At 67.3% G+C, this 26,886-nt stretch carries 24 protein-coding genes; 10 read left to right on the forward strand and 14 right to left on the reverse strand.

Annotated features, from left to right (window positions below; all coding sequences use genetic code 11):
- Positions 1-74 precede the first annotated feature (74 nt).
- The 3 genes from AC0QDI_RS16395 (at position 75) to AC0QDI_RS16405 (ending at position 3,293) form a co-directional block, all read left to right on the forward strand.
- Positions 75-1,136 carry a zinc-binding metallopeptidase family protein gene (locus AC0QDI_RS16395; RefSeq protein WP_474670050.1) on the forward strand — a complete coding sequence of 354 codons (1,062 nt, stop codon included), beginning with the start codon at positions 75-77 and terminating at the stop codon, positions 1,134-1,136.
- Positions 1,137-1,235: 99 nt separating this feature from the next.
- A complete protein-coding gene (locus AC0QDI_RS16400) occupies positions 1,236-2,159 on the forward strand; it encodes an LLM class oxidoreductase (RefSeq protein WP_474670052.1) in 924 nt (307 codons plus the stop codon).
- Between the two features lie 159 nt (positions 2,160-2,318).
- Positions 2,319-3,293, forward strand: a complete 975-nt coding sequence (locus AC0QDI_RS16405; protein WP_474670054.1) for a quinone oxidoreductase family protein — start codon at positions 2,319-2,321, stop codon at positions 3,291-3,293.
- A gap of 32 nt (positions 3,294-3,325) precedes the next feature.
- On the opposite strand, the gene AC0QDI_RS16410 is transcribed toward AC0QDI_RS16405, so the two are convergent.
- The 7 genes from AC0QDI_RS16410 to AC0QDI_RS16440 form a co-directional block, all read right to left on the reverse strand.
- The gene (locus AC0QDI_RS16410; RefSeq protein WP_474670056.1) at positions 3,326-3,817 is read right to left on the reverse strand and encodes an 8-oxo-dGTP diphosphatase; all 492 of its coding nucleotides are present in this window, start codon (positions 3,815-3,817) and stop codon (positions 3,326-3,328) included.
- Positions 3,818-4,191: 374 nt separating this feature from the next.
- Positions 4,192-5,079: an agmatinase gene (speB, locus tag AC0QDI_RS16415; RefSeq protein ID WP_474670057.1), complete on the reverse strand. Its 888-nt coding sequence runs from the start codon at positions 5,077-5,079 to the stop codon at positions 4,192-4,194.
- Positions 5,079-5,453 (reverse strand): translation initiation factor IF-5A, encoded by a 375-nt coding sequence (locus AC0QDI_RS16420; protein WP_098725471.1) that lies wholly within the window; start codon positions 5,451-5,453, stop codon positions 5,079-5,081. The genes speB and AC0QDI_RS16420 overlap by 1 nt, the downstream gene beginning before the upstream one ends.
- Positions 5,454-5,991: 538 nt before the next feature.
- Positions 5,992-7,065, reverse strand: a complete 1,074-nt coding sequence (locus AC0QDI_RS16425) for a hypothetical protein (RefSeq protein ID WP_474670059.1) — start codon at positions 7,063-7,065, stop codon at positions 5,992-5,994.
- A 244-nt stretch (positions 7,066-7,309) separates the two neighbouring features.
- Positions 7,310-8,989, reverse strand: a complete 1,680-nt coding sequence (locus AC0QDI_RS16430) for an asparagine synthase-related protein (protein WP_474670061.1) — start codon at positions 8,987-8,989, stop codon at positions 7,310-7,312.
- 135 nt (positions 8,990-9,124) lie between these two features.
- Positions 9,125-10,801, reverse strand: a complete 1,677-nt coding sequence (locus AC0QDI_RS16435; RefSeq protein ID WP_474670063.1) for an ABC1 kinase family protein — start codon at positions 10,799-10,801, stop codon at positions 9,125-9,127.
- 76 nt (positions 10,802-10,877) lie between these two features.
- Positions 10,878-11,240, reverse strand: coding sequence for an Hsp20/alpha crystallin family protein (locus AC0QDI_RS16440; RefSeq protein ID WP_474670065.1), 363 nt, complete (start codon positions 11,238-11,240; stop codon positions 10,878-10,880).
- Positions 11,241-11,907: 667 nt separating this feature from the next.
- On the opposite strand from AC0QDI_RS16440, the gene AC0QDI_RS16445 reads away from it, so the two are divergent.
- Entirely contained in the window at positions 11,908-13,233 is a 1,326-nt protein-coding gene (locus AC0QDI_RS16445) for a molybdopterin molybdotransferase MoeA (protein ID WP_474670067.1), read from the forward strand.
- Positions 13,234-13,269: 36 nt separating this feature from the next.
- Here the strand turns inward: AC0QDI_RS16445 and AC0QDI_RS16450 are convergent, their stop codons facing one another.
- Entirely contained in the window at positions 13,270-13,920 is a 651-nt protein-coding gene (locus AC0QDI_RS16450; protein ID WP_474670069.1) for a DedA family protein, read from the reverse strand.
- A gap of 165 nt (positions 13,921-14,085) precedes the next feature.
- Here AC0QDI_RS16450 and AC0QDI_RS16455 point away from each other — a divergent pair, with 165 nt between their 5' ends.
- Positions 14,086-15,747, forward strand: a complete 1,662-nt coding sequence (locus tag AC0QDI_RS16455) for a potassium channel family protein (protein WP_474670071.1) — start codon at positions 14,086-14,088, stop codon at positions 15,745-15,747.
- 58 nt (positions 15,748-15,805) lie between these two features.
- Here the strand turns inward: AC0QDI_RS16455 and AC0QDI_RS16460 are convergent, their stop codons facing one another.
- Positions 15,806-16,933 (reverse strand): serine hydrolase domain-containing protein, encoded by a 1,128-nt coding sequence (locus AC0QDI_RS16460; RefSeq protein ID WP_474670073.1) that lies wholly within the window; start codon positions 16,931-16,933, stop codon positions 15,806-15,808.
- A gap of 125 nt (positions 16,934-17,058) precedes the next feature.
- The gene (locus AC0QDI_RS16465; protein WP_474670075.1) at positions 17,059-18,537 is read right to left on the reverse strand and encodes an MATE family efflux transporter; all 1,479 of its coding nucleotides are present in this window, start codon (positions 18,535-18,537) and stop codon (positions 17,059-17,061) included.
- Between the two features lie 269 nt (positions 18,538-18,806).
- Here AC0QDI_RS16465 and AC0QDI_RS16470 point away from each other — a divergent pair, with 269 nt between their 5' ends.
- Positions 18,807-20,663, forward strand: coding sequence for a molybdopterin biosynthesis protein (locus AC0QDI_RS16470; RefSeq protein ID WP_474670077.1), 1,857 nt, complete (start codon positions 18,807-18,809; stop codon positions 20,661-20,663).
- 30 nt (positions 20,664-20,693) lie between these two features.
- Here the strand turns inward: AC0QDI_RS16470 and AC0QDI_RS16475 are convergent, their stop codons facing one another.
- Positions 20,694-21,062, reverse strand: a complete 369-nt coding sequence (locus AC0QDI_RS16475; RefSeq protein ID WP_474670079.1) for a DUF7475 family protein — start codon at positions 21,060-21,062, stop codon at positions 20,694-20,696.
- A 127-nt stretch (positions 21,063-21,189) separates the two neighbouring features.
- Here AC0QDI_RS16475 and AC0QDI_RS16480 point away from each other — a divergent pair, with 127 nt between their 5' ends.
- Together AC0QDI_RS16480 and AC0QDI_RS16485 are read left to right on the forward strand one after the other, a co-directional pair.
- Positions 21,190-22,170: an ABC transporter substrate-binding protein gene (locus AC0QDI_RS16480; protein WP_474670081.1), complete on the forward strand. Its 981-nt coding sequence runs from the start codon at positions 21,190-21,192 to the stop codon at positions 22,168-22,170.
- A complete protein-coding gene (locus AC0QDI_RS16485) occupies positions 22,167-22,586 on the forward strand; it encodes a desampylase (RefSeq protein WP_474670083.1) in 420 nt (139 codons plus the stop codon). Before AC0QDI_RS16480 ends, AC0QDI_RS16485 begins: the two co-directional genes overlap by 4 nt.
- Positions 22,587-22,682: 96 nt before the next feature.
- Here the strand turns inward: AC0QDI_RS16485 and AC0QDI_RS16490 are convergent, their stop codons facing one another.
- Positions 22,683-23,123, reverse strand: coding sequence for a hypothetical protein (locus tag AC0QDI_RS16490; protein WP_474670085.1), 441 nt, complete (start codon positions 23,121-23,123; stop codon positions 22,683-22,685).
- Positions 23,124-23,260: 137 nt separating this feature from the next.
- On the opposite strand from AC0QDI_RS16490, the gene AC0QDI_RS16495 reads away from it, so the two are divergent.
- The gene (locus AC0QDI_RS16495) at positions 23,261-23,533 is read left to right on the forward strand and encodes a hypothetical protein (RefSeq protein ID WP_474670087.1); all 273 of its coding nucleotides are present in this window, start codon (positions 23,261-23,263) and stop codon (positions 23,531-23,533) included.
- 49 nt (positions 23,534-23,582) lie between these two features.
- Here AC0QDI_RS16495 and AC0QDI_RS16500 read toward each other — a convergent pair whose 3' ends face one another.
- On the reverse strand, positions 23,583-25,067 hold the full coding sequence (locus AC0QDI_RS16500; protein ID WP_474670089.1) for a sulfatase family protein: 1,485 nt from the start codon (positions 25,065-25,067) through the stop codon (positions 23,583-23,585).
- A 131-nt stretch (positions 25,068-25,198) separates the two neighbouring features.
- Between AC0QDI_RS16500 and AC0QDI_RS16505 the strand changes: the two genes are divergently transcribed.
- Positions 25,199-25,441 (forward strand): hypothetical protein, encoded by a 243-nt coding sequence (locus tag AC0QDI_RS16505; protein ID WP_474670091.1) that lies wholly within the window; start codon positions 25,199-25,201, stop codon positions 25,439-25,441.
- A 1-nt stretch (position 25,442) separates the two neighbouring features.
- Here AC0QDI_RS16505 and hisS read toward each other — a convergent pair whose 3' ends face one another.
- Entirely contained in the window at positions 25,443-26,741 is a 1,299-nt protein-coding gene (gene hisS, locus AC0QDI_RS16510; protein ID WP_474670093.1) for a histidine--tRNA ligase, read from the reverse strand.
- Positions 26,742-26,886: the final 145 nt, after the last annotated feature.

The raw sequence follows: 26,886 nt of genomic DNA on the forward strand, positions 1-26,886 counted from the left end.
CGTCGCGATTTTTTCGCCGTCGCTCGGCTCGCCCCTAGCCGATAGTATTTATTCGTCGCTCCGCCAGTTCGGATATGGACGATTCGCCGCGCGATTTCCTCGTCGAACTGCTCGAGACGCCCTCTCCGTCGGGCTACGAAACGCGGGGACAGCGCGTCTGGCTCGACTACGTCGAACGGTTTGCGGACGACGTTCGGACGGACGCCTACGGGAACGCTATCGCCGTCCACGAGGGTGACCCCGACGCGCCCGAGGTGGTTCTCACCGGTCACGCCGACGAGATCGGGTTCATCGTCAGATCGATCGACGAGAACGGATTCGTCAGACCGGGGCGCATCGGCGGCAGCGATCCGTCGGTCTCGCGGGGTCAACACGTGACGGTCCACGCCGCGGACGGTCCCGTCGAGGGCGTCGTCGGACGGACGGCGATCCACCTCCGCGAGGAGGACGACGACGGCCCCGACGTCTCGGACCTCTGGATCGACGTCGGGGCCGAGAGCGAGGAGGAGGCGAGCGAACGCCTCGAGATCGGCGATCCAATCACGTTCTCGTCGACGGTCTCCTGGCTCTCGGAGACCCGTCTCGCGGCTCGCGGGATCGACAACCGCGTCGGGACGTGGGCCGCCGCCGAGGGATTCCGCGAAGCGGTCGAGGCCGGCACCGAGGCGACCGTCTACGCCGTCTCGACCGTCCAGGAGGAGGTCGGCGTCAAGGGGGCGCAGATGGTCGGCTTCGACTTAGAGCCCGACGCGGTCGTCGTGGTCGACGTCGGTCACGCGGTCGACTACCCCTCGGCGCCGAGCGACAAGACGAGCGGGATGGAACTCGGCGGCGGGCCGGCCCTCGGACGCGGGAGCACGAACCACCCGGTGCTGTTCGAGGCGCTGCGGTCGGTCGCCGACGATCGGGAACTCGACGTGCAACTCGAGGCGCTGGGACTCGGGACTGGGACGGACGCCGACGGCTTCTTCACCGCGGCCGGCGGGATCCCGTCGCAGGTCGTCAGCGTCCCCAACCGGTACATGCACACGCCCGTCGAAGTGATCGAGACGGACGACCTCGAGTCCGTGGCGGCGCTGCTCGGCGCGTTCGCGAGTACCGCACACGAGTTCGCCCCGTTCGCCGTCGATATCTGATTCCCGATCGGGTCGATCGGTGAGGACTGCGACGAGACGCGCTCCGTCCGAGCTCGCGAACCGGTATCGACATCCGACCGGAGCCGATAGCTCGACCGAATGCCGACCCGTGGACACGAAAACGCTGGCTACCGACGACTGTTCGACGACGACGGCCTGAGCTTCGGGGCCGGCTTTCCGCTGACGGGTGCGAACCGCTCGACACCCGATATCGCGGCCGAAATCGAACTCGCCAAACACGCCGAGTCGGTCGGCTTCGACGGACTTTGGGCTCGGGACGTACCGACCGACTGGCCGAAGTTCGGCGACGCGGGCCAAACGTTCGACACCTGGCCGTGGCTCTCGCACGTCGCGGCTCACACCGACGATATCGCGCTCGGGACCTCGAGCGTCGTCCTCACGCTCCGCCACCCGATCCACGTCGCGAAGTCCGCGGCGACCGTCGACCGACTCTCGGACGGGCGGCTCGTGATGGGCGTCGCCTCCGGCGACCGCGACCCCGAGTACCCCGCCTTCGGCGTCGACCGCGAGGAGCGCGGCGAACTGTTCCGCGAGTCCGTCGAGGCCCTCCGAGCGGTCTGGCGCGAGGAGTTCCCCGAACTCGAGGGACGGTGGGGGTCGCTCGAGGGGGACCTCGACGTGGTTCCGAAGCCGACGGCGGAGACGATTCCGCTGCTTCCGACGGGAAACTCGCGTCAGTCTCGGGAGTGGATCGCCGAGCACGGCGACGGCTGGCTGTTCTACCACCTCCCGGAGCGCACGCTGGAGGACTATCTCGCGGACTGGCGCGAGGCCGCGGGGGCAAAGCCGTTCGCCATCGCCGTCCAGGTCGAGTTGACCGACGATCCGACGGCCGACCCGGAGCACCTGCACCTCGGATTCCGGGCCGGAATCGAGTGGTTTCGGGACTATTTCGGCCGGCTCGAGGCGATGGGACTCGATCACGCGATCGTCGGCCTCCGAAACGACGACCGCGAGGCGGCGCTGTCGACGTTCGCCGACGAGATTATCGATCAGCTGTAGCGATTCGGGTTCTGTGAGTCAGAATGTCCGTCGATACGAGCGCGACGCTGCGATGAGACGGCCTCGAGTCACCCGATGTGAAACGGGTGAATTTACAACTTCGAATTAGTTCTATCCGGTTCTCGGAGCTTTATGCGGCTGTCGCACGGAGGGGGAGACATGAAAGCCATCGAGGTATCCGAGTACGGCGACAGCAGCGAGCTATCGGTCATCGATGCGGAGACGCCCGAACCGGACGCCGGCGAGGTTCGGATCGAGATCGAAGCGGCCGGAATCAACTTCGCGGACATCATGCAGCGCCGCGGTCACTACCCGGGCGGTCCCGAGCCGCCGTACGTCCCAGGTATGGAAGCAGCGGGGACGGTCGACGCGGTCGGCGAGGGCGTCAACGAACTGAGCGAGGGCGACCGCGTCGTCGGCATGGTCGACACTGGCGGCTACGCGGAGTACGTCACCGCCCCTGCCCAGTCGCTCTTCCCGGTCCCCGAGGCGATGAGCTTCGAGGAGGCCGCCGGCTTCCCCGTTCAGTTCCTCACCGCCCACGCCTGTCTCTTCGAGTGGGGCGGCCTCGAGGAAGGCGAGTCAGTGCTGATCCAGGCCGCCGCGGGCGGGGTCGGAACGGCGGCCGTCCAGCTGGCGTCGAACGCCGGCGCGGAGGTCTTCGGCACCGCGAGCACCGCCAAAAAGCTCGAGCTCGCCGCGGACCTCGGCTGCGACCACCCGATCAACTACACCGAGACGGACTTCCGAGAGGTCGTCGAGGCGGAAACCGACGGCGAGGGAGTCGATCTCGTCCTCGAGAGCGTCGGCGACGACGTCTTCGAGCGCAGCCTCGACGCGATGAGCCACTTCGGGCGGATGGTCACCTACGGCGTCGCCAGCGGCGTCCCCGCCGAAGTGAGCAATCAGCGGCTGCTCTTCGAGAACAAGACCGTCAAGGGGTTCCACCTCGGGCAGGCCTCCGTGCACGATCCGGGGAGAGTCATGAAGGCCGTTCCCGAACTGACGGAGGGCCTCGCGAGCGGCGATCTCGAGATCATCCTCGGCGAATCGTTCGCGCTCGAGGACGCGGCGGAAGCGCATCAGTACATCGAGGACCGGAAGAGTTCGGGGAAGGTCGTGCTGAAGCCGTAATTCAACAATCGAGTCCTCGTCTCGACTATCGATTACAACGAAACGTCCCACTCGAGGTCGTGGTCGACGAATTCGGCCTCGTCCAGCGGTTCGCCGCCCTCGAACCTGAACTCGCCGATCACCGTTTTTCCCTCGAGCACGCCGGGAAGCCACAGGTGGTCGTCGTCCCACATCTGATCGTAGGGGACATCTTCGACGGAGACCCACTCCGGGTAGGCTTCTTCGGACGAGGTCGGCTCGCCGTCGAACGAGCGCGTGCGGTAGACGTGGCAGCGGGTGTGGCCCTCGCCGTCGAGGAGAAAGATGAGTTCGCCCGCCTTCTCGAGGGCCGTGACCTCGAGGCCGACTTCTTCGCGGGTTTCGCGGATAGCACACTCGCGGGGGGCTTCGCCGGGTTCGCACTTCCCGCCGGGGCCGTTGTACCAGCCCTCGCCCAACCCGCGGCGTTTCTCGATCAACAAGACCTCGGGACCGGTTTCGGCACCGCCGTTTCGGAGCGGGAAACACAGCGTCGCCTCGATCATATCCGAGCGATTCGTTTGGAAGAGGAAAAGCATGCGCTCTCGCTCGAGGTGACTTAGAATCCATCTCGTAGAGAGGGGCGGTTCTGAGAATGGCGTTTTGCTATCGCGACAACTAGGGGACCACACCCTCCCCAACCGATTTCTACTCACGGGCCGAAGGCCCGTTCGTATGGTTCGCGGGACCGTTGGTCCCGCGCTAACGCTCGTTCCCTTCGGTCACTCACTCATCCACTGGAAGACGCATTGCGTCTTCCAAGCCCTCGCTCCCTACGTTCGCGAAGACCTCGCGTGCGTTCGAACCGCAGTTCGCTCACCGCTCACTGCGGCTCAGCACGCGCCACCGCACTCCGTTGAGAAGGAACGAGAAGTCCGGTTCACCCGTCGGCGTACGAGAAGACGAACTCCCGCACCAGTTTCGCGGCCAGTGCGGCCGCCTGGCCGTCATCGCGGTCGTTGACCTCGACCACGTCGAAGCCGCCGGCGTGGGGGGCGACGGTTCGGACGACCTCGCGGAGTTCGCGGGGCTCGAGTCCGAACGGCTCCATCGTCCCGGTTCCCGGCGCGTAGCCGGGGTCCGCGGCGTCGATGTCGACGCTCAGGTAGACCGTGCGGTCCGCGAGTCGGTCGCCGGGCGACCAGTCACTGACGTCCGCGGGCGGAACGACGGTCACGTCGTCCGCGGCCGCCCGGTCCCACTCGGATTCGCTGCCGGTGCGGACGCCCAGTAGAATGACTTCCTCGACGGAGTCGACGTCCTCGAGGATCCGCCGCGTCACGGCGGCGTGCGAGAGCGGATTACCGTCGTAGGCGTCGTACAGATCGAGATGCGCGTCGAGACAGACGAACACCTCGGGTTCTACCGCGCGGGCACCGGCGAGCGAGACGGTGTGTTCGCCCCCTAACAGCAGGGGAACCGCGTCGTTCCAGACGGCCTCCCGCAGGCTGCTCGTGAGATACTCGAGGTAGGCTTCGACGTCGTTCCACGCGCGGACGTTCCCCCGGTCGACGACGCCGAGCTCCGAAAAGCGACGGTCCGTCCGGTGGTCGTAATCGTCGAACGGTTCCGCAAAAGATCGGATCCGCTGGGGCCCGAATCGGGTCCCCGGCTGAAAGGTCGTCGTTGCGTCCAGGGGCGCACCGACGACCGCGAAGTTCGCGCCGCCACGGTCGGCCGTTCGGCCTCGCGCGTCGGTCTCACCGTCACGATCGGATCGATCCGCCGTGTCGGTCGCCTCGCGTTCGTCGGTCGCCCCGGGAAACATCAGACGATCTTTCGGTTGTCTTCCATCTCGAGGTACTCGATGTCCTCGTCGGGGGAGACGTCTTTGTCCTCGGGGATGCGCATCGTGATGGTCTCGTAGGTCTCGAGGTCCATGACCTGCATGTCGTTGCCGTCGACGGAGACGACCTGGCCCTGTTTGCGCTCGATGATCGGAACCCAGATCTTCGCGTCGACCGGCTGAGAGAGCGACCGTTTCTTCCCGTCGAAGACGCCCTCGGCCTCGACGCGGGCCTTGGCGCTGCCGTGTTTGCCCGGCTTCGCCGTCGAGTAGGCGTTGATCTTACACGGCGCGTCGTCGATCATGACGTAGCTCCCTTCCTGGAGTTCGCGAACTTCGGTCTGCTGTTTCGCCATGTCCCGGCGTAATCAACCGACGGCCATAAACCGTTTGGAATGCCCGCTGGGGCGCGTTCGGTGTGGTGTACTGCCGAATGTCAGTCGGTGTCACAATTCGCCGCGACCCGTTCGGGAAATCGCACGAGGCGAGACGCTAGACGGGAGGACGGAGCCGGTTCGGTCGAACCGGCCGCGTCGGCTCACCGAATCGATCGCTCCGTCCCGCTCGGTCGGCAGCGCCAGGCGATCGTCGTGCTCGAGACACGGTCGAGCGACGGTCGCGTGAACTAGCCACAGGCGGGCGAAAATCCGTATATTTTCATAGGAGTGATCCAAACCGGAAGGATGTCCGGGTAAAAAACTCACATCCAGGCTGGACCGCGGAGCTCACATCCATCCAGTCCAACCCGGACTTCTTCGATCGACACGGACGAGGAAAGTTCTACTGCCCGATTACGACAGCGGTTGTCACGATATCGGCGTCAACCTCACCGAACCCGCCGCGTGGTCGACGGGCTCATCTCAGTCGCCGTACTTCACCAACACAGATCGATTCTTACTCGAATCCGAGGGGATCGGCCGGCGGCTCGAGCGGGCTCCGGGGCAACTCGGCCCCGACTTCGGGGTCGTTGTACGCCCCCGGTGCGACGTCGTTCGGCCCGTCGGGATAGCAAAGCGACGCCACCGTCTGGATCTGGTCGCGGCCGACGCCGAGTTCGAACTGCCCGCCGCCGTAGAGCCGAACGTCCTGTTGCTCACAGTAGGAAATCGTCTCGAGTAGCGACTCGAGCGAACCGAAGCGGGAGGGTTTGATATTCAGCCAGCTGGGCTCCCACGGGAGCGCCTCGATATCCGCGAGGCCGTGAATCGGCGCGTCCCAGGAGACGCGGGATCGAACGTCGGGATCCGCAAAGAGCGACCGCGTCTCGTCGGTCAGGTTGGGGTCCTCGATGACGGCCTCCGGGAACGCCTCAAGGACGCGCTCGTACAGCGCGGGATCCGCCGGCACGTCGACGTCGGTCCCCTCGTATTGGCCCTTCAGGTCGAGGATGCGAATCGAATCGGTGCCGACCGTTTCGTCGATGGCCGCGACGAGATCGGCGTCCCATGCCGGGGTCGGGTCGAGTTTGAACTCGAGGTCGGGGACCCGCTCGCGCAGCGCCTCGAGCCGGTCGGTGGTCGGCGGCTCGCCGAGGCGAGTGCTGGCGACGAACCGGACGGGATCGGCGCTGCGACCGACCACGCTCCCGAGATCCGTCTCCGCGCGCCGGAGCGCGAGGTCCAGGGCGGCGCTCTCGAGACCCCACCGCCGGTAGTTCCGAAACACCTCGCGGTCGGGTGCGCCGCCAGGGAAGAGATCGAGGTCCGCGAGTCGCTCGGAGAACGACCCGACGGTGTAGTCGCCGGTGAGATCCGGGAGGCCCGTCTCCGCCAGCCGGTCGTGGTCGTCGGTTTCGTAGGTGACGTCCTCGCCCCGACCCGTGGTCGTGTCACCGTCGCCCGGTGCCGGCCCCGAGAGCGAGAAGACGGTGGTCACGCGAGTGAACTCGCTCGAGGTCTCGCGCTCGAGGCGCTCGCTCGCGACCGACTCGATCGTCAGCGGCAGGTCGGCGATCTGATCGTAGTCCATACGGGGCGTTCGGCCCGCCGTGGAAAGAAGGTTGGCCGCTGTCGCAGCTTCGGTGAGCGGGGTGGCTCGGCGGGGTAGTGACTGCGGTGGCTCGGCGACTCGGTGGCTGTGGTAATCCGGCGGCTGCGGTATTCCGGTGGCTGCGGTGGTCCCGCGGCTTCGGTGGTCCGGCGACTGCGGCGGTTGTGGCGGCTCGAGGGAGAGACGTCGTGTGACGGCGTGCACCGGCACGCCGGTCGATCGCTCACACCAACTCGATATCGGACCGCGGCGCTGTCGCGCGATCGGAAACCGACACGATCCGGCTGTGGGGCGCGGGCTCGAGGCCGTCCGATCGGAGGACGCGGTCGCGCCAGACGGCGTAGCCGGCCAGGTTCCACGCGAGACCGGGGGAGTGGTCGACGATCTCGCCCCGAATATCCGGCGCGAACTCGGGCACGTCGTAGCGGTCGAAGACCGACTCGAGCGGGCCGGACGAAAGGAATCGGTCGGCCGGGAAGTTCCCGTTGCCCTTCGGCTTGCTCCGATCGTAGTCGGGATACCACTCGCCGAGCAGGTTCTTCGGGACGTGTTTGGGCTCGCCGTCGTGGACGTATCGCTCCGGCGAGTCGAGGCCGAGGGCGAGTTCGGCGACCGCCTTCCCGGCAAACGGCGTGTACATCTCGCGGCCCCGCGCGATACCCGCCTGTCGCCAGACGGTGACGGCGTCCTCGCAGAAGAAGTCGACCCACTGGCCGACGTGGACGTGACGGGCGTAGTCGTCGCCGGTCGCGTCGGGAACGCGATCCATCGCGTACTCGTAACGCTCCCGCTGCCGGCGGTCGAACTCACGGCGACCGATCGCGTCGACGGCCGACTGACGGTCCGTGTACAGCGCGAAGCGCAGCGCCTGTCCCTCGGGATCCGACGGATGCCGGGTGAGCTTCTCGAGTTCGGCTCGGTGCCGCCGGAGTTTCTCCAGGACCGGGGGCGCGTACCGGAGGTGGCGGGTCCGCCACACCGTGCGGGCGACGTCGAGCTGGCCGCTTAAACCAAAGACGGCGTCCGCGACCTGTCCGCTGACGAGCGTGTCGCTTCCGTCGTATTCGCGATAGATGCCGTCGAACGTCGGCGTCTGGAGCTGGTGGGGCGGCAATCCCAGCGCGTCGACGGCCGCCTCGAGGCGCTCGAGGTAGGACGATTCGGACATCTCGACGATTTCGCGGTCGGTCTCGACGAGGGCGTCGGCGCGGTCGGCGTACTCCCGTTCGAACTCCAGTTCGGGCGTGTCGAACGAGCCGGTGACGCTCTCGGTCGGGCCCGTCAGGTAGGGCTCGAGGACGGTGGAGTCGACGCCGCCGGAGAGCATGAGCGACGCTTCGTCGGCGACGGGAGCACAGACGGCCGACAGCACCTCGTCCAGTCGCTCGTGTGCGCTCTCGGGCGTGAGCCCGACCTCGGGCTCGAGCGTCTCCGTCAGTTCCGTTCGCGGCGTCGTCTCTCCCGGAGACCAGGTGAGCGTCTCGCCGTGGCCGAGCCGGTGAACGCGCTCGACGTAGGAGTCGATCGGCGTCGTCCGATAGAGCAGGTGATCGGCCTTCGCCCGGTCCGGAACCGTCCGATCGCCGGGCTCGAGGCGGGCGAGCGCGTTCCGGAACAGGTCGGTCAGGACGGGCTCGCCGCCCGAATCGAGACAGTAGAACACTTCGTAGGCGGACGTAATTCCGCGGTGGGCCCGGATCGTCGGCTCGCCCGCCCGCGTCGAGAGGACGATGACGGTCCCTTCGCCGGGGAGCGAGTCGTGACACGCTTTGACGTCCCGAAAGTCGCCACCGTCTTCGATCTCCGACCGAAGCTCACGCCGATGCGTTCCACAGAGTATCCACCGTCGCTCGCCGGAGCTAACGACCTCGGCGTTCGGATTCGCGAGCAGTACTGTCGTCATTATCGACCCGAATCGGATACACAGCTATTGTTATGAAAGGAATACTCCGCTCGAGCGGACAATCAATCGGCGATGAACGCTGCGGTTACGTTCGGAGATGAACGCCGCGGTTGCGTCCGGCGATGAACGCCGTGACTACTCCTCGCCGCGACGCTGGCGCAGGTTCTGTCGCGTGAACTGCGGCCGGGTACCGATCGATTTCGGCGAGCGAAACGACCGGTAGAGCTGGACCGTCACGAGCACCGCGAAGCCCGCGGCGACGATCGATCCGCGGGGTGCCTCGAGGGCGTAGAGGACGCCCATCGAGAACAGCGACATGGTGAGCAACATGCCGTAGACCAGCCGCTTGGCGAGTTTGTCGAAGACGTTCTCTTTGTCCTCGACGCCGATGCGGACGTGGAGGTCGTCGCGGTCGAGGCGGTCGAGCGCCCGCTCGGCCTTGGGCGCGAGCCGCGTTAACGACTCGCCGGACCGGCGGAGTTGTCGGCCCGTTTCGTCGAGATACTGTCGGATGGACTCCTCGCGATACCCCTGCTCGGTCAGGTAGTCGGTCGCTGTCGAAATGAAGTCGAAGTCCTCGTCGAGGGTGACGCAGACGCCCTCGACGACGGTCGCGACCCGGAGGACGAGCGCGAGGTTCTTCGGCAGCCGGAAGGGGAACACGTAGATCGAGTCCTCGATCTGGCCGACGATCTGATTGACGCGATACTGCTCGACGTCCTCCCCGCGGGCGTCCTGGATCGCGATCTCCATCACCTCGGCCATCACGCCCCGATCGGCGTCCGGGCTGAGCGTCCCGATCTCGATCAGCGCGTCGAGGATCGCGTCGATGTCCTGGTTGGCGACGGCGACGTAGAACTCGATGATCTTCTCCTGGACGAACGGCTCCACCCGTCCCGACATTCCGAAGTCGTAGAAGACGATCCGGCCGTCGTCGGTCACCGCGAGGTTTCCCGGATGCGGATCGGCGTGGAAGACCCCGTCGTCCATGATCATCTGCAGGTACGCTCGCTCGAGGTTCTCCGCGACCTCGGTTCGGTCGATTCCCTCGCGCTCGAGTGCCGCGAGGTCGTTGATCTTCGTCCCCTCGACGTACTCCATCGTGAGCACGCGCGGGCCGGAGTGGCTCTCGAGCACGTCGGGGATGAGAAACCGGTCGTCGTCCGCGAAATTCGACCGAATTTCGGCGAGCATCTCCGCCTCGCGCTCGTAGTCCATCTCCTCGCGGATCGTCTTCGAGAACTCCTCGGCGAGATTCTCGAGCGAGAACGACCGGGCGTCGTCGACGAAGTACAGCAGGAGCGGCAGCGACCACTTGATGACCCGCAAATCGGCCCGGACGAGGGCCTCGATCTCCGGGCGGCGGACCTTCACGGCGACGTCACGGCCGACGTCGGGGTTCGTCTCGGACGGTCTTCCGTCGGCCCGTTCGCTCTCGGCCCGTCTCCGCTCGGTCTCGGGGTCGAGACGCGCTCGGTAGACCTGCCCCAGGCTCGCGCCGCTGATCGGCTCGGTGTCGAATTCCGCGAAGCGCTCGTCGACGGGCCCGAGTTCGTCCTCGAGCACCCGTTTCGCGTCCGGCCAGGGAGCCGGTGGCACGTCGTCCTGAAGCGACGCGAGGGTGTCGATGTACGCCGGCGGGAGCACGTCGGGACGCGTCGACAGCAACTGGCCGAGTTTGATGAAGGTCGGCCCGAGAGTCAATAACGACTCGAGCAACCGCTCGGCCCGACGGCGGTGCGTCTCGGTGTCGACCCGCCGGGGGCGACCGAACAGGAGGAAGCGCCGTCGGTCGCGGGCGTAGGCGAGCAACAGCGGGAGGAACTGCCGGGCGACGATGACGAATCGCTTGTACGCGCGGAGGGAGGCCAGCCTCGGTCACCCCGGGTTAGGCGTCCTCGTCGACGATGTCGATCGTCGTCTCGCCGCTCGTCCCGCGTTTCGGGAGGGTCAACTCGAGGACGCCCCGATCGACCGTCGCCGTCGCGTTAGCGTCGGAGGCGTCGTCGGGCAGGGGCAGGTCGACGTCGAGGAAGAGCGAGCGGTTCTCCGCGACGTACTGGTAGTCGTCGATCGGCTCCTTTTCGCGGTGGGCGTCGATGGTGATCCGACCGTCCTCGATCGCGAGGTCGAGCGACTCGGCGGACACTCCGGGCACGTCGAGCACGAGCAGGTAGGCGTCCTCGCTCTCGAGCAGATCGAAGAAGACGTCCTCGGAGAGATCCCGCAACGCGTCGCGGAGCGCAGACATGGATACAGGTTCGAACGCCGATACGAAAAACCCCGCGGTCGCGGCGAGGCGTTGACACCCTGTGAACGATCTATGACGGTTTCACTGACGAGTTGTGTACGGAGCGGAAACATTCCGTGTCACTCCGACCTCGCCAACCGACGTGCGGTGGCGCGCGCTGTATCGCGGTGAGCGGATAGCGAACCGCGGTTCGAACTCGTGCGAGGGATGAGCGAACGGAGTGAGCGAATCGGCTGGGGAGGATGTGGTCATTCCGTGTTGCCATGATAGCAGGACGCTTCTGTTTCGGTTCGATCACTCTCGAGTACACTGTCCATTCGTGTATGTATGGAATGATGGATTCTGACGAGGAGAACGGAAAATAATCTGTCCGGCGACCGTGGCAACATGGAATCGCCACGCCCTCCCCAGCCGATTCGCTCACGCCTGCGGCGTTCACTCATCCCTCGCACAATGTCGTCAGCTGGCCTCACTCCCGTTCGACCAGCTGACAGCGCGCGCCACTGCACACCGGTTGGTGAGATCGGAATGACACCTCCCTCTCCTCTAGTGTGCTTTCAATCGGGACGAGAGCCCCCGGTTTGTGACGCCCTGGCCCACCTACGGATCGAATGGTCAGACAACGGGTTCCCCCACGCTTTTGGCCTCCGGCGACTCGAGTCACCGTATGGAAGGTGCCGACCGCGAGCGCACGGAGGCCGGGTTCAAGGTGCGGACGCCGGTCGACGAGGCGCGTCGGATTCTACAGGAGGCGCTCGAGGGGAGTGGGGACGCCGATTTGGACGTCCCTTGCGGGACCGAGACCGTCGACGTCGACCGCGCGGACGGCCGCGTCCTCGCCGCGCCCGTCACCTCGGCTCGAGACGTGCCACACTACCGGCGGGCGGCGATGGACGGCTACGCCGTCCGGGCCGCGGACACGTTCGGGGCCAGCGATCGGTCGCCCGAAGTGCTGCGGATCGCCGAACCCGCTTCGGGGTCCGACGGCGGCGAGCACGCTACCGCCGACCGAATCGAACCGGGAACGGCTGCCCGGGTTCACACCGGCAGCGCGCTCCCCGAGGGAGCCGACGCCGTCGTTATGATCGAGCGGGTGACCGAATTCGAGTCGGCCGGCGAACTCGAGGTCGGGAATGCAGTTGCGGAGGGGGAAAACGTCGCCCCGATCGGCGAGGATATCGAGGCGGACCAGCACCTGTACGACGCCGGCCACCGGCTCCGACCGTCGGATCTGGGGCTTCTCCGATCGGCGGGCTACGGTCGCGTCGCGGTGGCCCAGCAACCCGCGGTCGGCGTCGTGCCGACGGGCGAGGAACTGGTCGCGGGCGACCCGGACCCCGGCGAAGTCGTCGAGACCAACGGGCTCACCGTCTCGCGGCTGGCCCAGCGCTGGGGCGCTCGAGCCACCTACCGCGACGTGGTCACCGATGATCCCGAGTCGCTACGGGTGGCGATCCAGCGGGATCTGACGAAGGACGTGATCGTCACGACCGGCGGCTCCTCGGTCGGCGAGCGCGACCTCTTACCCGAGGTGATCGACGATCTGGGGGAAGTGCTCGTCCACGGCGTCGGGCTCAAACCCGGCCACCCCGTCTGTCTCGGAATCGTCGAGGACACCCCCGTGCTCGCGCTGCCGGGCTACCCCGTCGCCTGCATCGTCAACGCCGTCCAGTTCCTCCGGCCGACACTGCGCTGGCTCGAGGGGACGACGCCCGATCCCCACCCGACGACGCGGGCGACTCTCGAGCGTAAGATCCCGAGCGAACCCGGGACGCGGACGTTCGCGCGGGTGCAACTCGAGGTACGCGACGAGGATGAGGGTGAGAGGGAGGGGGAGGAGCCCGAGTACGCGGCGATTCCGACGCGGGCGAGCGGCTCGGGCGTGCTCTCGAGCGTCGCGCTGGCGGACGGCTGGGTGGTCGTCGACGACGACCGCGAGGGGGTTCCGGCGGGCGAGACGGTCGCCGTCGAGGACTGGGAACCGACCGCCTGACGGCGGCGTCTCGAGGCGCGGTGCCAGGGCCGGCGCTCAGTACCGTTCGCTCCGCCGAGAGCGCAGGACGGCCCACAGGCCGACCGCGAGCGCGGCGAGCGCGATCGCGGCGGCGAGGAGCGGTCGGTCGACGGCGGCGGCCCGGCTGGCCGCGAAGAGGGACTCCCGTCGGCCGTAGTAGACGAGCGCGCCGACGGCCGCGTAGAACAGGAGGGTTCCGATCGCGGTGTAGACGCCGAACCGAAGGCGCGACATCCCGGCGAGCGCCGCCGGAATGGTGACGACGGAGCGCAGCGCCGGGAGGAACCGACCCCAGAAGACCGAGGACGCGCCCCAGCGACGGAACCATCGCCGGCCGCGCTCGACCGTCCCGTCGGAGACGTTGATCCGCTCTCTGAGGCGGCCGAGCCCGCTCGAGCCGGGGCCGCGGAACGCGTAATAGGGGACGAACGCCCCGACGGTCCCGCCCACGGTCGCCGCCGCGACGAAGACGAGGAACGAGAACGGATCGGTGATCAGGAGCGCGGCCGCCGCCGGAACGACGACCTCGCTCGGGAAGAACGGAAAGAGCATGGAGGTCTCGAGGAAGACGAAGAGCAAGAGCGCGATCGGACCGTACAGCCGGATGAATCGCAACGCGGTCGACCCGAAGTCAATCCCGAAGGCCGCCGTCCCGAAATCCACCATGGGTGGGCTAGGGCGTGGACGACGTTTCACTGTTCGGCCGGAGCCCTCGAGGAGTGCGGAAGCGACGACATCCGCGCACGGCCGACTGACGGGTCGCGTGCGGGCCGGTTGGTTATTCCGACCGAGCCCTTAGTGGCCCGGAGCCGGTACCACGGAAAACGGCGTATGCGCGAATTACAGCTCGAGGGGCTGCACCCGGCGGATCTGACGCGACGCCAGCGGCTGTTGGTCGTCTACGTCGTCAGTCTCGTTTCGATCGTCCTCCTCTACGCGACGCTCTACAACGTCGGGATGCGAGCGCTCGAGGACCGGCCCCAATCGATCTTCCGCTCGCTGCAGACGGTCACCGAGACGATGACGACGACGGGGTACGGCGCGGGCGCGCCGTGGTCGACCCCGGCGATGAACCTGCTGATGATGTCGATGCAGGTGACCGGCGTCGGGATCGGCTTCTTCACCCTGCGAATCCTCGTCATCCCGCTGTTCGAGCGGACGCCGCTCAACCTCGACGATCGGCTCACCGCGAAGGACGATCACGTCGTCGTCGCGGAGTACCGGCGCGACACCGAGGTCCTGCTCGACGAACTCGAGGAACTCGACGCGGAGTACGTCCTCCTCGAGTCCGACGAGGACGAGGCCAAACGGCTCTCGGACGACGGCTATCAGGCCATCCACGGCGATCCAGAGGACGGGGCGGACCTCGAGCGAGCGATGATCGATCGCGCCTCGCTGCTGATCACCGACGCCGGCGATCGCACCGCGAGCATCGTCCTGACGGCGCTGGAGGCCAACGAGGAGCTGCGGACGATCAGTTTCACCGAATCGACGCGCCACGACGAGGCGTTCGACGAGATCGGCGTCGACCGGAGCGTCGCGCCCCACGCGCTCATCGGTCGTCGGCTCGCCGAGAAGGCGACGACGCCGGTCGCGGTCGACGACCCCGCAACGGAGGACGAGGAGTCGATCGCCGTCCGAGAGGTTCTCGTCCGACGGGAGAGTCCGCTCCACGGCGTTCGCGTGGGAGAGTCGCCGATCGCGACCAGTCCGGACCTGACGCTGGTCGGCGGCTGGTTCGACGGGACCCTCCGCCTGTCGCCGCCGGGCGACGTTCGGCTCACGCCGAACACCGTACTGGTCGTCGCCGGGCCGGAACGGGCGATCGACGAGGTCTCGAGCGAGGTGTCCGGCGTCCGAGCGCCGCGAACGTCGGCGGACGCCGATATCGTCGTCGCCGGCGTCGGCGAAGGCGGGACGGCCGCTACCGACGCGCTCCCCGACGAGGCCTCGGTCACGACAGTCGACCGGTCCGCGCCGACGGATCCCGACGTCGTCGGCGACGTCAGCGAACCGGAGACGCTCCGGGAAGCGGGGGTCGACGACGCCGACGCGCTGATCGTCACCGTCGACGACGACGCGACCGCGCTGTTGACCGTGGCGACGGCCCGATCGCTCTCGGACGACGTGGAGATACTCGCCCGCGTGACCGACACCGAGAAGGCGACGCCGGCGTTCAAGGCCGGTGCCGACTACGTCCTCTCCATTCAGCGGACGACCGCGCGGCTGGTCGCGGCCGAGGTCCACGGCGAGCGAGTCATCGATCCGACGAGCCAGATCCGCCTCGTTCGGACCGGTTCGGAACCGTTCGCCGGCGACTCGCTCAGAGCGGTCCGCCGACACACCGAGCGCGGCTGGACGGTGGTCGGGGTCGTCCGAGAGGGAGCGATCGTCACCGACGAGCGGACGGCGATCGAATCGGGCGAGGAGGTGATCGTCGCCGGCAGCGACGAGACGATTCGGGAGTTCGAGCGGACGGTCGACGCCTCCTGACGGCGGTCTGCAGTCAGCGATCGACCGCCGGAACGGCCGTAGTGTTCGCTCGACTCCCTCACCGGAGCGCCTGCCGAACCGCGTCCGCGAGCGCGTTCACGCGGGCGACGTGTTCGTAGGAGCCGTCGCGAACGCCGTTCGTCACGTACGAGAAGCCGATGTTTTCCTCGGGATCCGCCCAGCCCACGCTACTCCCGAGGCCGGCGTGGCCGAACACGCGCTCGGGCGAGAGCGAGCCGTACGGCGCGACCGTGGTCCCGCCCTTCCAGAAGCCGAGCGCGAACCGGGCTTCCCGGCCGATCGTGCCGTCGGCGTCCGTCTCGGCCTCGAGGCGCGTCATCCGCTCGACGGTCTCGGGCTCGAGGAGTTGCGTTCCCTCGAGTTCGCCGCCGTTGGCGAGACAGGCGTAGAATCTGGCCATGTCCCCGGCGGTCCCGATGCCGTTGGCAGCGGGGATCACGGCGCGGTGGATCTCCTCCGAATTGAAGGGAGCCGCGACGTCGGTGTGATCGCCAAGGCCCTCGCCGGGGTCGCGACAGCGGTCGAACTCTTCGAATCCGACCAACGTCGCCACGTCGTCGTCCTCGTCGTCCCGCAAGCCGATCCCGGTGTCGTCCAGTCCGAGCGGACCGAAGACGCGCTCCCGGGCGGCCGCCTCGATCGGCGTCCCCGTGACGCGCCGGACGAGTTCCCCGACGAGCCAGCCGAAGGTCAGCGCGTGATAGGCCGGCGTCTCCCCCGGCGAGAAGTTCGGCTCCATCGCCTCGAGTTTCTCGACGACGGCGTCCCAGTCGCCCCACAGATCGGGCCGGTCGTCGATCTCGCTGCGGTTGAGCCCCGCGGTGTGACTGAGTACCTGCCGGACGGTGATTTCGACCTTTTCGGTCCCCTCGTCGGCGAACTCGGGCCAGTGGTCGACCACCCGGTCGTCGTAGTCGAGCGCCCCTTCCTCGACGAGAGAGTGCAACGTGACGGCCGCGTAGGGCTTCGTACTCGAGAAGAGGACGTGGCGCGTCTCGCGGGTCTCTTCCTCGCCGTCCGGCGCTTCGACGCCGCCCGCGAGATCGATCACCGGCTCGCCGTCGACGTAGACCGCTAGCTGCGCCCCGTGGTGGAGCCCGACCTCGAGGTGGCGTTCGAAGAGGGCTGCGATGCGCTCGCGGTCCGATTGGCCAAGTCGTGACATACCACAATCATCCAGCGGCGGGGTTGTAACCGTTCCCCTCGGCGGCCCGAGCGTGACGGCGGATTCGTTCGGGATCGACGGGAGAAACGAGGGGAGATCGAACTGACCGTCTTCGGTTCGAGGGGTTAGTCACCGGGCGACGACCCGGGACGGTACGATCGGCTGATGGCCTTCCAGTGGCCGGTCGAAAACCGATAGTAGGTGACGACGGCGGGAACGAGCGTCTCGAGGATCAACGCCGCGTAGAGCGCGCCGATCCCCAGCGGCGTGACGGCCTCGAGGAACGGGAGCGGAACCGGGACCGCACCGAGGAAGGCGACGGGGAGTGCGGCGCCGTAGAGACCGAGCACCTGCCCGTAGAACGGCCAGCGGGTGTCGCCGCTGGCGCGAAGCGGCCCGGTCGCACCGCTGCTCACGCCGCGGAAGACGACGCTGACGCAGGCGACCGCGATAAACGCGGTCACGAGCGGCAGGATCGACGGGTCGGCGACGAAGATGCGACCGACCCGTTCGGCGAAGAGGAGAACGATCGCCCCGCTGACGAGGTAGACGCCGGTCCCGAACCAGAGGACCTCGCGGCCGTACGTGTCGGCGTCCCGTTCGTCGCCCGTGCCCAGCTCCTGCCCGACGAGACTGCTCGAGGCGAGCGAGAAGCCCCAGCCGGGCGTGTCCAGCAGATCCCGGACGCGGCGGGCGACGACGTAGGCGGCGAGGACGTTCGGCCCGAAGAGGGCGACGATCGCGAGCATCGGAAACTGCGCCGCTCGCCGGGCGATGTTCGTGAAGACGAGCGGCGTCCCGATGTCGAGGACGGTTCGGAGTTCGCCGATCGTCGGACGCGGCCACGCCACGTCGATGGTGACGGGGAACTCGCCGATCAGCGGGAGCCGGCCGACGGTGAATCCGGTGACGAACGCGGTCAGCACGAGCACGTTCGCGACGACGGTCCCGATGGCCGCGCCGACGACGCCCAGCTCGAGGCCGAATATCAACACCGCGTTGATGGTCACGTTGACCACCGCACCGCCCGCTCGGAGCACCATCGGCGTCCACGCGTCGTCGGCACCGACGAGCGCCCGGCTGCCGATGAGATTCAGCCCCGCGAACGGGACCCCGATCGCGACGACCCGGAGGTAGTCCGAACCGTAGGCGATCGACGCGGGGTCGTTACCGACGAGCGCGATCAGTCGTTCGGGAACCGTTCCGTACAGCGCGGCGAGGGGAAGCAACAGTGCGACGACGATGACGCCGCTCGCCGTGACCGCCAGCGTGACGCCCTCCGCGGTCCCGCCGCTGTAGCGCTGGGAAACCAGACCGATCGTCGCGCCGGCGATCCCGCCACCGATCGCAAAGGCGACCGCCCAGTACGGGGTCGCGAGCCCGACGCCGGCGATCGCCGCCGGGCCGAGGGCGATCCCGACCATCGCGATGTCCGCCGCGGACTTCGACATCCGGGCGATCCCCGTGACGATCCGCGGCCAGGCGAGGTCGGTCGTCCGCTCGACGCGCCGGGCATCGACGACACCGAGCCGTGCGAGCAGGTAGCCGACCGCCAGCAGGAACCACCGGAAGGGGTTCGGGACGGCGCTCCATCGGAGGGACACGGACGACGGTCAGTGATCCGGCGGTAAAACCCTTCACATTCCGACATTTATAATTAACAATCGGCCTAGTTAGCGGTGTCAATCGCTCCAGACCGGTCATTTCGTCACGCTCGTTCGGTGATGGATAACGGGTGACGATCGACGCGATCGGAACGGCTCCCGTCGGACGTGTCCGGGCTGCGGGACCATCGGATCGGGGAGCGATCCAGTCGCTGGGACCGCAGGCTCGTTCGACCGACGTTTTTACCCTCGGCGCGCGAAGAGCCGCTATGAACCGCAAGGAGTTTCGCGATCTCGCCTCCCCCGACGAGGCCCGCGAGGCGATCGACTCGCTCTCGCTCGAGGGCGGCATCGAGCGCGTCCCGCTCGAGGACGCGCGCGGTCGGGTGCTCGTCGCGCGACTCGACGCCGAACTCGACGTGCCGGGGTTCGACCGGGCGAGCCTCGACGGCTACGCGCTGCGGGCGCGGGACACGTTCGGCGCGGACGAGGCCGATCCCGCTCGGCTCGAGGTGGTCGGCGAGGTCCACGCCGGCGCGGAACCCGACGTGGTACTCGAGTCGGGACAGGCGGCGGAGATTTCGACCGGCGCGGTGATGCCCGACGGGGCCGACGCGATGGTCCCGGTGGAGCGAACTGATACAGACGCAGACGGCAACGAGGTGCTGGTCCGCACGTCGGTCGCACCCGGCGACAACGTCATGTTCGCGGGGGCGGATGTCGCCGCCGGCGAGCGCGCGCTCGGTCCCGGAACGACGATCACGCCGCGCGATATCGGCCTCCTATCCGCGCTGGGAATCGACGAGGTGCCGGTCCGGGCGAAGCCGCGCGTCGGCATCGTTTCGACGGGCGACGAACTCGTCCGGCCGGGCGAGGAACTGCACAGCGAGCGCGGGCAGATCTACGACGTCAACAGCTACACGATCGCCGCGGGGGTCGAAGACGCGGGCGGAGAGGCGGTCCTCTACCCCCACGCCGGAGACGAGCAAGACGAGATGGAGCGGATCCTTCGCGAGGCCGCCGAGGAGTGCGACCTCGTGCTCTCGTCGGGATCGACCAGCGCGAGCGCGGTCGACGTCATCTACCGCGTCATCGAGGAACAGGGCGAGTTGCTGCTCCACGGCGTGAGCGTCAAGCCGGGGAAGCCGATGTTGATCGGACGGCTCGATAACTCTGCATACGTCGGGCTGCCGGGGTATCCCGTCTCCGCGATGATGGTCTTCGGAGCGTTCGTCGCGTCGGCGATCCGCGAGGCGGCCGGCATCCCGGAACCCGCGTCCGCGACGGTTTCCGGCCGCCTCGCACGACAGGAACGCTACGAGGAGGGACGCCATCGGCTCATGCCCGTCGGGTTGGTTACGGACGGCGCAGGCGAGACGCTCGTCTACCCGGTCGACAAGGGCAGCGGCGCGACGACCAGTCTCGCCGACGCCGACGGCGTCGTGGAGGTCGGTCCCGAGACCGATTACCTCGAGAAGGGCGAACCCGTCACGGTCACGCTGTTCTCGCCAGACGTCCGGCCGCCGACGCTGTTCGGCGTCGGCGAGGGCGATCCGACGCTGAATCGAGTGCTCGACGGCCTCGAGAACCCGCGCTACCTCTCGGTCGGCACTCGGCCCGGCCTGCGGCAGCTTCGCGAGGGGGGCCCCGACGTGGCCGTAGTTGCGGGGCCCCTCGAGCGAGAGACGGAAACGAGCGAACTCGGCCACTGGGATCGCGAGTGGGGGCTGATCGTCCGCGCCGGCAACCCCGACGAGATAGAGGGGCTCGAAGACCTGGTCGATCGCGACCTGCGCTTCGTCAATCGGACGACTGACTCCGGACTGCGCTCGAGTCTCGACGCTGCCGTAGACGAGATCTCGACCGACCGAGGGACGACCCGCCGCGACCTGACTGACGCGATCAGCGGCTACGACCTCGGGTTGCGCGCCCACGAGAGCCCCGCCCGCAAAGTCATCGCGGGCGACGCCGACGCCGGGCTCGGTCTGCGCGAGACCGCCGACCGGCTGGATCTCGGCTTCGTCTCCCTCGGCGAGCAGCCGGTTCGCGTCCTCGCGAACCCCGACCGGACGGAGAAGGACGGAGTGCGAGAACTCGAGGCGGCGCTTTCGGACGTCTCGTCGTGAACGCGCGTCGAAACGATTCCCACCGGACCACTACGACTCACTGTGGGACGACTCCTCGCGAACGAACAGCACCAGCGCGAGGACGATGAAACTCGTCGCCGCGATCCCGGTAATGATGCCGATGAGCGGATACTCCATCCCGCCTAACAGCCACAGAATACCGAGGTAGACGGCGAAGCCTGCACCGATCAGATAGAGGACCGGACGCCAGTATCGCGTGAGATAAACGACGGGGCCAACGAGGAGCGCCGCTCCGATGAGGACGAATTGGCGGGCGGAGTCGGTCGGAACCGACGACGCGAATCCCCCCAGATACAGGTGGATACCGGCCAGCAGGAGACACAACAGCAGAAAGACCCACCTGATCGAATCTCTGTGGGCCCCTAATCCAACGGTCATTCTCGTATCGATAGATGAGTGCACGGCATACCAGTTGCTGAATTGCGACATCGGCTCCCCCACGATCACGGGCCACCCCCGCGAACCGAGGCCGCCGTTTTTGGTCGCCCGCGCCGTACGAGCAGCCATGCGAATCGTCACGACGCTCCCCTCGGCGACCGAAATGGTGGCCGCGCTCGGCTGCGAGCCGGTCGGCGTCTCCCACGAGTGCGACTATCCACCGAACGCCGCCGACGCGCCAGCCGTCACCCGATCGCGGATCGACGCGTCGGGCTCGAGCGGCGAGATCGATCAGCAGGTCCTCGAGACCGCCGACGCCGAGGGCGGCGTCTACGACGTCGACGTCGAAACGCTCGACGACCTCGAGCCGGACGTGATCGTCACGCAGGGGATGTGCGACGTCTGCGCGGTCGACGTGGCGGTCATCGAGGACGCCGTCGACCGGAGTTCGGCCGACCCCGAAATCGTTCCGACCGATCCCCATAGCGTCGACGACGTGCTCGGCGACCTCGAGCGAATCGGCCGTGCGGTCGGTCGGGAAGAGCGCGCTGGGCAGGTTCGGCGGGAGCTCGAGTCGCGGATAGAGGCGGTCCGGAGTCGAACCGCCGACATCCCGGCCGAGGACCGTCCGCGCGTCGCGATCTTCGACTGGACGGATCCCGCGATGATCGCGGGCCACTGGACCGGCGAACTCGTCGGCTGGGCCGGCGGCGAGTACGGGCTGGCCGCCGTCGGCGAGCGCTCGCGGCCGCGGGAGTGGGACGACATCCGCGCGTACGATCCCGACGTCGTGATCGTCGCGCCCTGTGGCTTCGACCTCGAGCAGATCGCCGAGAACACGGCAGACCTCACCGAGCGCGAGGGATGGGAGGCGCTGACGGCGGTTCGCGAGGGACGCGTCTGGGCGATGGACGGCGATCACTACCTCAATCGACCCGGACCGCAGCTGGTGAACACGCTCGAGGCGCTGGCACCGATCGTTCAACCGGAACCGTTCGAGGAACCGGCTGCGGATATCGCGGTTCCGTTCGCGGAACTCGAGGGGCTCGAGTCGGAGCGCGACCCCGCCGATCCCGAGTCGCGAGCCGAAATCGACTCGAGCCCGTGATCGTCCTCCCGACCGCCGTCCGCGAGGCGATCCTCGAGCGCGCTCGGAAGGGGGATCCCGAGGAGGTTTGCGGCGTCCTCGGCGGCGAGTACGAGCCCGACGGGCGGAGCCGCGCGCGGTCGCAGTACCCGGCCGAAAACGTCGCGGAAACGCCGCGCACGCGCTACGAGATCGATCCCGAGCAGCAGCTCCTGATCTTCGAGCGCCTCGAGGACCGCGGCGAGGAGATCGTCGGCTTCTACCACTCCCATCCCCGCGGCCCGCCGCGGCCGAGCGCGACCGACGCCGCGCGAGCGACGTGGCCCGATCGGTCGTACGTGATCGTCTCGCTCGAGCCGTTCGAGGTGGGGTCGTGGCGCTGGCGGACGAATACCGGCGCGGATAACTTCGAGCGAGAACGGATCGTCGTCGGCTGATCGTCGAGCGGTTCTCATACGGACTACTGTCCGTCGTTCCGGCGCACCCGCGACCCGCCATGCGGGTGCACCGGTACACAGGGACAGCAGACCGTATCAGTCGTCCGCGTCGTCCTCGAGTTCGTCCGCGTGCGCTCGCGCCTCGGCCGCCTGCGCCCGAAACTCCTCGATCCGCTGGCTCAGCTTCTTCCCCGCGGTGTATTTGAACTCGTCGGGCATCATGCCGTACTCGATATCGAGGGTGATCATCGTGTCACAGCCCTCGATGATCTCAGGGGCCCAGCTTCCCTGTGCCAGCTTCGATTCGTCCGCGATCACCGCCTCGCCGTCCTCGACGTCGATGAACGCGCTCACGATGTTCCAGATGTTCGGATCGCTCGAGCTCACCTCGTCGAACAGCCCCTCGAGTCGCGAGTCCTTGATCTCCTCGTCGCGCAGTTCCGCGAGCAGGTCCTCGAGGGCGTCGGCGATCTCCTCGCACTCGGCGGCTTCCTCGCGAAGGTCTGCCGGTGACTCACTCGAATCGGATCCCGTCATCGGCTCTCCCCCGGCACGTCGGTGTCCGCGATCATATACTGGACGGTACCCGCTTTGGCACCGTAAACGTACGCTTGTTCCTCGCTCCGTCATCTCGCGAGGGGTCGACGACGAACTGGCTAAAGATTTTCTGACATGTGGCCGAGATCATTACGAACCCCCCTCGTGAAAGTGGGGTTGTGAAAAATCGCTATATCGTCATCTTTGCGGTAGAAGGTGTCGGAATCGGCGCTCTTCTCTACGTCGCTCTCCGCGAGATGGTCCGCCACTTTGTAGATGTTTCAGAATTGATACCACAGTTTCCTTACGTCGGCATCGTTGCGAACGTCGTCGGTCTGGGGGTCGTCCTCCCGCTAGTCGTCCTCGGGACGATCTCGATGGTACGGATGATCGGACTCGACAAAGTGTAGCGGTCGCAATCCAACCCCGTTACGAGAGTCGCGATTACGACGCATGCGATTACGACGCGTTCGTGAGGACGTCCGTCACCCAGACGCGGTTCGGGTCCGCCGTCACCTCCATCCAGTCGACTAGTCGATCCCGCATCTCGCGTCGCGCGTCCTCGTATTCGGGGTGATCGATCAGATTTCGGAGCTCCGCCGGATCCGCCTCGAGATCGTACAGTTCGTCGATGTCGGGGCCGTTGTAGACGTACTTGTACCGATCCGTGCGGACCATCCGCTGGCTGTAAAGGCCGAACTCGTCGCCGTGGTACTGCGCGAACGTGGAGTCGCGCCAGTCGTGGCCCTCGGGCAACTCGCCGCCGTTCTCGAGGAGCGGAACCAGACTCCGCGAGTCGAAGCCGTCGGGAGCCGGGACGCCGGCGATCTCGAGGAAGGTGGCCGCGAGGTCGTGCAGGTGAACCGGAACGTCGCAACTCGACTCGCCGTCTACCACGCCCGGCCAGCGCACCTGCAGCGGGATGCGGTAGGTGTCGTCGTACATCAACGGCCCCTTGTTGAACTGGCGGTGGCTCCCGGCGAAATCGCCGTGATCCGAGGCGTGGACCACGACCGTGTCGTCGGCCAGCCCCCGATTCTCGAGGGTCTCGAGGATCCGCTCGAGCTGGTGGTCGATCAGCGTGATGAAGCCCCAGTACTTCGCGATGGCTTCGGCCCAGATGTCCCAGTCGAAGCCGTCGACGCCGCGGTAGGCGAGGTAGTTCTCGTGGACCTGGGGCTTCCCGTCGTAGGTTTCGGCGTAGCTCTCGGGGGGCTCGATCTCGTCGGGATCGTACAGCGAGGCGTACGGCTCCGGGACGACGTAGGGGTGGTGGGGCCCGTAGAAGTCCGCCCGGTGGAAGAAGGGACCATTCCGATCGCCGTCCGCGTGCGATTCGATCGCGTCGATCGTCCGCTCGGCGAGGAAATAGGCTCGGGTGTCCTCGACGTCGACGGACGTTTTCGCGGCGACGAACGTCCCCTCCTCGGCGTCTCGCAGATCGTCACCGGTGTAGATCTCCTCCTCGAGGTCGGCCTCGCCGACCGGGACGCCTCGCTCCTCGCGGTACTCGCGGAACGCCTCGTCGATGTCGTCGTGGTGTTTGTCGCTGCCCCCGAGATACGAGAAGCCGAAATCGGCGGGCGTCTGATCGCGACCGGCGTGCCACTTCCCCGTGTAGGTGAGGTCGTAGCCGGCCGCCACGAGCGCCTCGGAAAACGTCGGCAGCTCCGCGGGCAGGTTCGCCCGAATCGCGTCCGGCTCGTGGCAGTTGTTCAGCATTCCGTGACCGTGGGGGAACTGCCCGGTCAGGAGCGACGCGCGAGCGCTCGAGCAGATGCTGATCGGCGTGAACGCCCGCTCGAAGCGGACCCCCTCGCTCGAGAGCCGATCGATCGCCGGCGTTTCGATCGGCGGTCCCTCGGGTGTGCTGGCGTCGTATCGCTCCTGGTCGGTGAGAACGAGCAGAACGTTCGGACGGGTATCGGCGTCAGCGTCAGCCATCGGGCGAGGTACGTCGCCGCAGCAGTTAACGATGGGACCTGCAGTCGTGATCTCGCTCGAGCGGGGGGACGGATGCGATATCCTCGGTGTGAACCCGACCGTTCAATAGCCCCCCGTTCGACGGTGCACGCGTGCCTAGTGCGTACTGTGGTGAGTGTGAGTGGCAGCACCGAGTCGACGGGGACGACCCGGGCGAGCTCAGCCGCGCGATGATCGATCATTTCGTCGAGACGGGGCACTCGCCGGTCGAGCGACGCGACGCCGAGGAGCGCCTCGAGAACCGCGCCGATGCCGACGAGCAACCGGCAGAGAACCGGTCGGAACAGCCGCCAGCGTCGGTGTCGGAACGGGATTCGAACACGCGCCTCGAGTGACTCAGTCGAGGTCCTCGAACGTCGGCCGCTCTGCGTCGCCCGGGAACTCGTCGACCGGAACCTGCGTCTGATCGCCCGACGACATGTCCTTGATCGTCACCTCGTCGTTCGCGAGGTCCTGTTCGCCGACGATGACGACGGTTTCGGCGTTGATCGAGTCGGCGTAATCGAGCTGCGCCCCGAACGAACGACCGGCGACGTCGGTCTCGACGACGTGACCGCGATCGCGCAGTTCGCGGGAGATTCGCGCCGCTTCGCTTCGGGTGTCGCCGACCTGCAGGACGTAGTAGTCCGTCGTGACCTCCTCCTCGGGCCAGACGCCCGCGCGCTGTAACAGGAGCGGCAGCGTCGCGTGGCCCGGCGCGACGCCGACCGCGGGCGTCGGCTGGCCGCCGAAACCCTCGATGAGATCGTCGTAGCGGCCGCCGCCGAAGATCGACCGGGAGACCTCGCCGGCGGAGTCGAAACACTCGAAGACGACGCCGGTGTAGTAGTCCAGTCCGCGGGCCGTCTCGAGGGAGACGGTGCAGTACTCGCGCGCGCCGAAGTCCTCGGCGGCCGCGAGCACGTTTTGCAGGTTCTCGACGGCCGCGGTCACGCGCTCGGTGTCGGCGAACGCGTCGACCGCCTCGAGGTCGCCGTCAGCGATGAGATCGTCGAACTCGGCCGCCTGATCGGCCGAGAGACCGGCGTCGATCAGGAGGTCGTGGTACTCGACGGCCGAAATCTTGCCGGACTTGTCGACCGCGCGGATCGCCGCCTCGGTGTCGACGTCGGCGTCGTAGCTCTCGAGGACGCCGCCGAGGATGTCCCGGTGGGAGATCCGAAACTCGAAGTGGTCGCCGGTGAGTCCGAGGCCGGTGAGGGCGTCGGCGGCCCACGCGAGAATCTCGGCGTCGGCCTCGGGCGCGGACGAGCCGAAGATGTCGACGTTGGTCTGATAGAACTCGCGCTGGCGGCCCTGCTGGACCTGCTCGTAGCGCCAGAACGGCCGCGTCGAGACCCACTTGATCGGCTTCGACAGCTCCTGTTGCTTGGCGACGACCATCCGGGCGACGGTCGGCGTCAGTTCGGGCGTCATCGCGACGTGGCGGCCGCCCTGATCCTCGAAAGAGTAGAGTTCGTCGACGATCTCGTCGCCGCTCTTGTCGGTCCAGAGTTCGGCGCGCTCGAGCGCCGGCGTTCCGATCTCGCGGAAGCCGTACTCTCGGGCGGTCTCCTCCAACACGTCGATAGTCGCCCGCCTGGCGGACATTTCGCCGGGATAGAAGTCACGAAAGCCCTTGATCCGGTCGTACATGCGAATTCGTTCGGGGACGGCGAACTTCTATCCTTTCGTTCCGGCGTGTCCGTCGCGACCGTCGGCGGTCTCGACGAGCGGTCGGTGGGCGTTTTGGTTCAATGCTAATTCCCGTTAGTTCGACCGTCCCCGCCCTGAGACCGTC

The sequence above is a fragment of the Natrinema sp. LJW11 genome (assembly GCF_056135975.1).

What these genes read in the sequence shown, in the direction of transcription:
- AC0QDI_RS16395 (WP_474670050.1), top strand. Translation starts at nt 75, where the DNA reads ATGGACGATTCGCCGCGCGATTTCCTCGTCGAACTGCTCGAGACGCCC.
- AC0QDI_RS16400 (WP_474670052.1), top strand. Translation starts at nt 1,236, where the DNA reads ATGCCGACCCGTGGACACGAAAACGCTGGCTACCGACGACTGTTCGAC.
- AC0QDI_RS16405 (WP_474670054.1), top strand. Translation starts at nt 2,319, where the DNA reads ATGAAAGCCATCGAGGTATCCGAGTACGGCGACAGCAGCGAGCTATCG.
- AC0QDI_RS16410 (WP_474670056.1), bottom strand. Translation starts at nt 3,817, where the DNA reads ATGATCGAGGCGACGCTGTGTTTCCCGCTCCGAAACGGCGGTGCCGAA.
- speB (WP_474670057.1), bottom strand. Translation starts at nt 5,079, where the DNA reads ATGTTTCCCGGGGCGACCGACGAACGCGAGGCGACCGACACGGCGGAT.
- AC0QDI_RS16420 (WP_098725471.1), bottom strand. Translation starts at nt 5,453, where the DNA reads ATGGCGAAACAGCAGACCGAAGTTCGCGAACTCCAGGAAGGGAGCTAC.
- AC0QDI_RS16425 (WP_474670059.1), bottom strand. Translation starts at nt 7,065, where the DNA reads ATGGACTACGATCAGATCGCCGACCTGCCGCTGACGATCGAGTCGGTC.
- AC0QDI_RS16430 (WP_474670061.1), bottom strand. Translation starts at nt 8,989, where the DNA reads ATGACGACAGTACTGCTCGCGAATCCGAACGCCGAGGTCGTTAGCTCC.
- AC0QDI_RS16440 (WP_474670065.1), bottom strand. Translation starts at nt 11,240, where the DNA reads ATGTCTGCGCTCCGCGACGCGTTGCGGGATCTCTCCGAGGACGTCTTC.
- AC0QDI_RS16445 (WP_474670067.1), top strand. Translation starts at nt 11,908, where the DNA reads ATGGAAGGTGCCGACCGCGAGCGCACGGAGGCCGGGTTCAAGGTGCGG.
- AC0QDI_RS16450 (WP_474670069.1), bottom strand. Translation starts at nt 13,920, where the DNA reads ATGGTGGATTTCGGGACGGCGGCCTTCGGGATTGACTTCGGGTCGACC.
- AC0QDI_RS16455 (WP_474670071.1), top strand. Translation starts at nt 14,086, where the DNA reads ATGCGCGAATTACAGCTCGAGGGGCTGCACCCGGCGGATCTGACGCGA.
- AC0QDI_RS16460 (WP_474670073.1), bottom strand. Translation starts at nt 16,933, where the DNA reads ATGTCACGACTTGGCCAATCGGACCGCGAGCGCATCGCAGCCCTCTTC.
- AC0QDI_RS16470 (WP_474670077.1), top strand. Translation starts at nt 18,807, where the DNA reads ATGAACCGCAAGGAGTTTCGCGATCTCGCCTCCCCCGACGAGGCCCGC.
- AC0QDI_RS16475 (WP_474670079.1), bottom strand. Translation starts at nt 21,062, where the DNA reads ATGACCGTTGGATTAGGGGCCCACAGAGATTCGATCAGGTGGGTCTTT.
- AC0QDI_RS16480 (WP_474670081.1), top strand. Translation starts at nt 21,190, where the DNA reads ATGCGAATCGTCACGACGCTCCCCTCGGCGACCGAAATGGTGGCCGCG.
- AC0QDI_RS16490 (WP_474670085.1), bottom strand. Translation starts at nt 23,123, where the DNA reads ATGACGGGATCCGATTCGAGTGAGTCACCGGCAGACCTTCGCGAGGAA.
- AC0QDI_RS16500 (WP_474670089.1), bottom strand. Translation starts at nt 25,067, where the DNA reads ATGGCTGACGCTGACGCCGATACCCGTCCGAACGTTCTGCTCGTTCTC.
- hisS (WP_474670093.1), bottom strand. Translation starts at nt 26,741, where the DNA reads ATGTACGACCGGATCAAGGGCTTTCGTGACTTCTATCCCGGCGAAATG.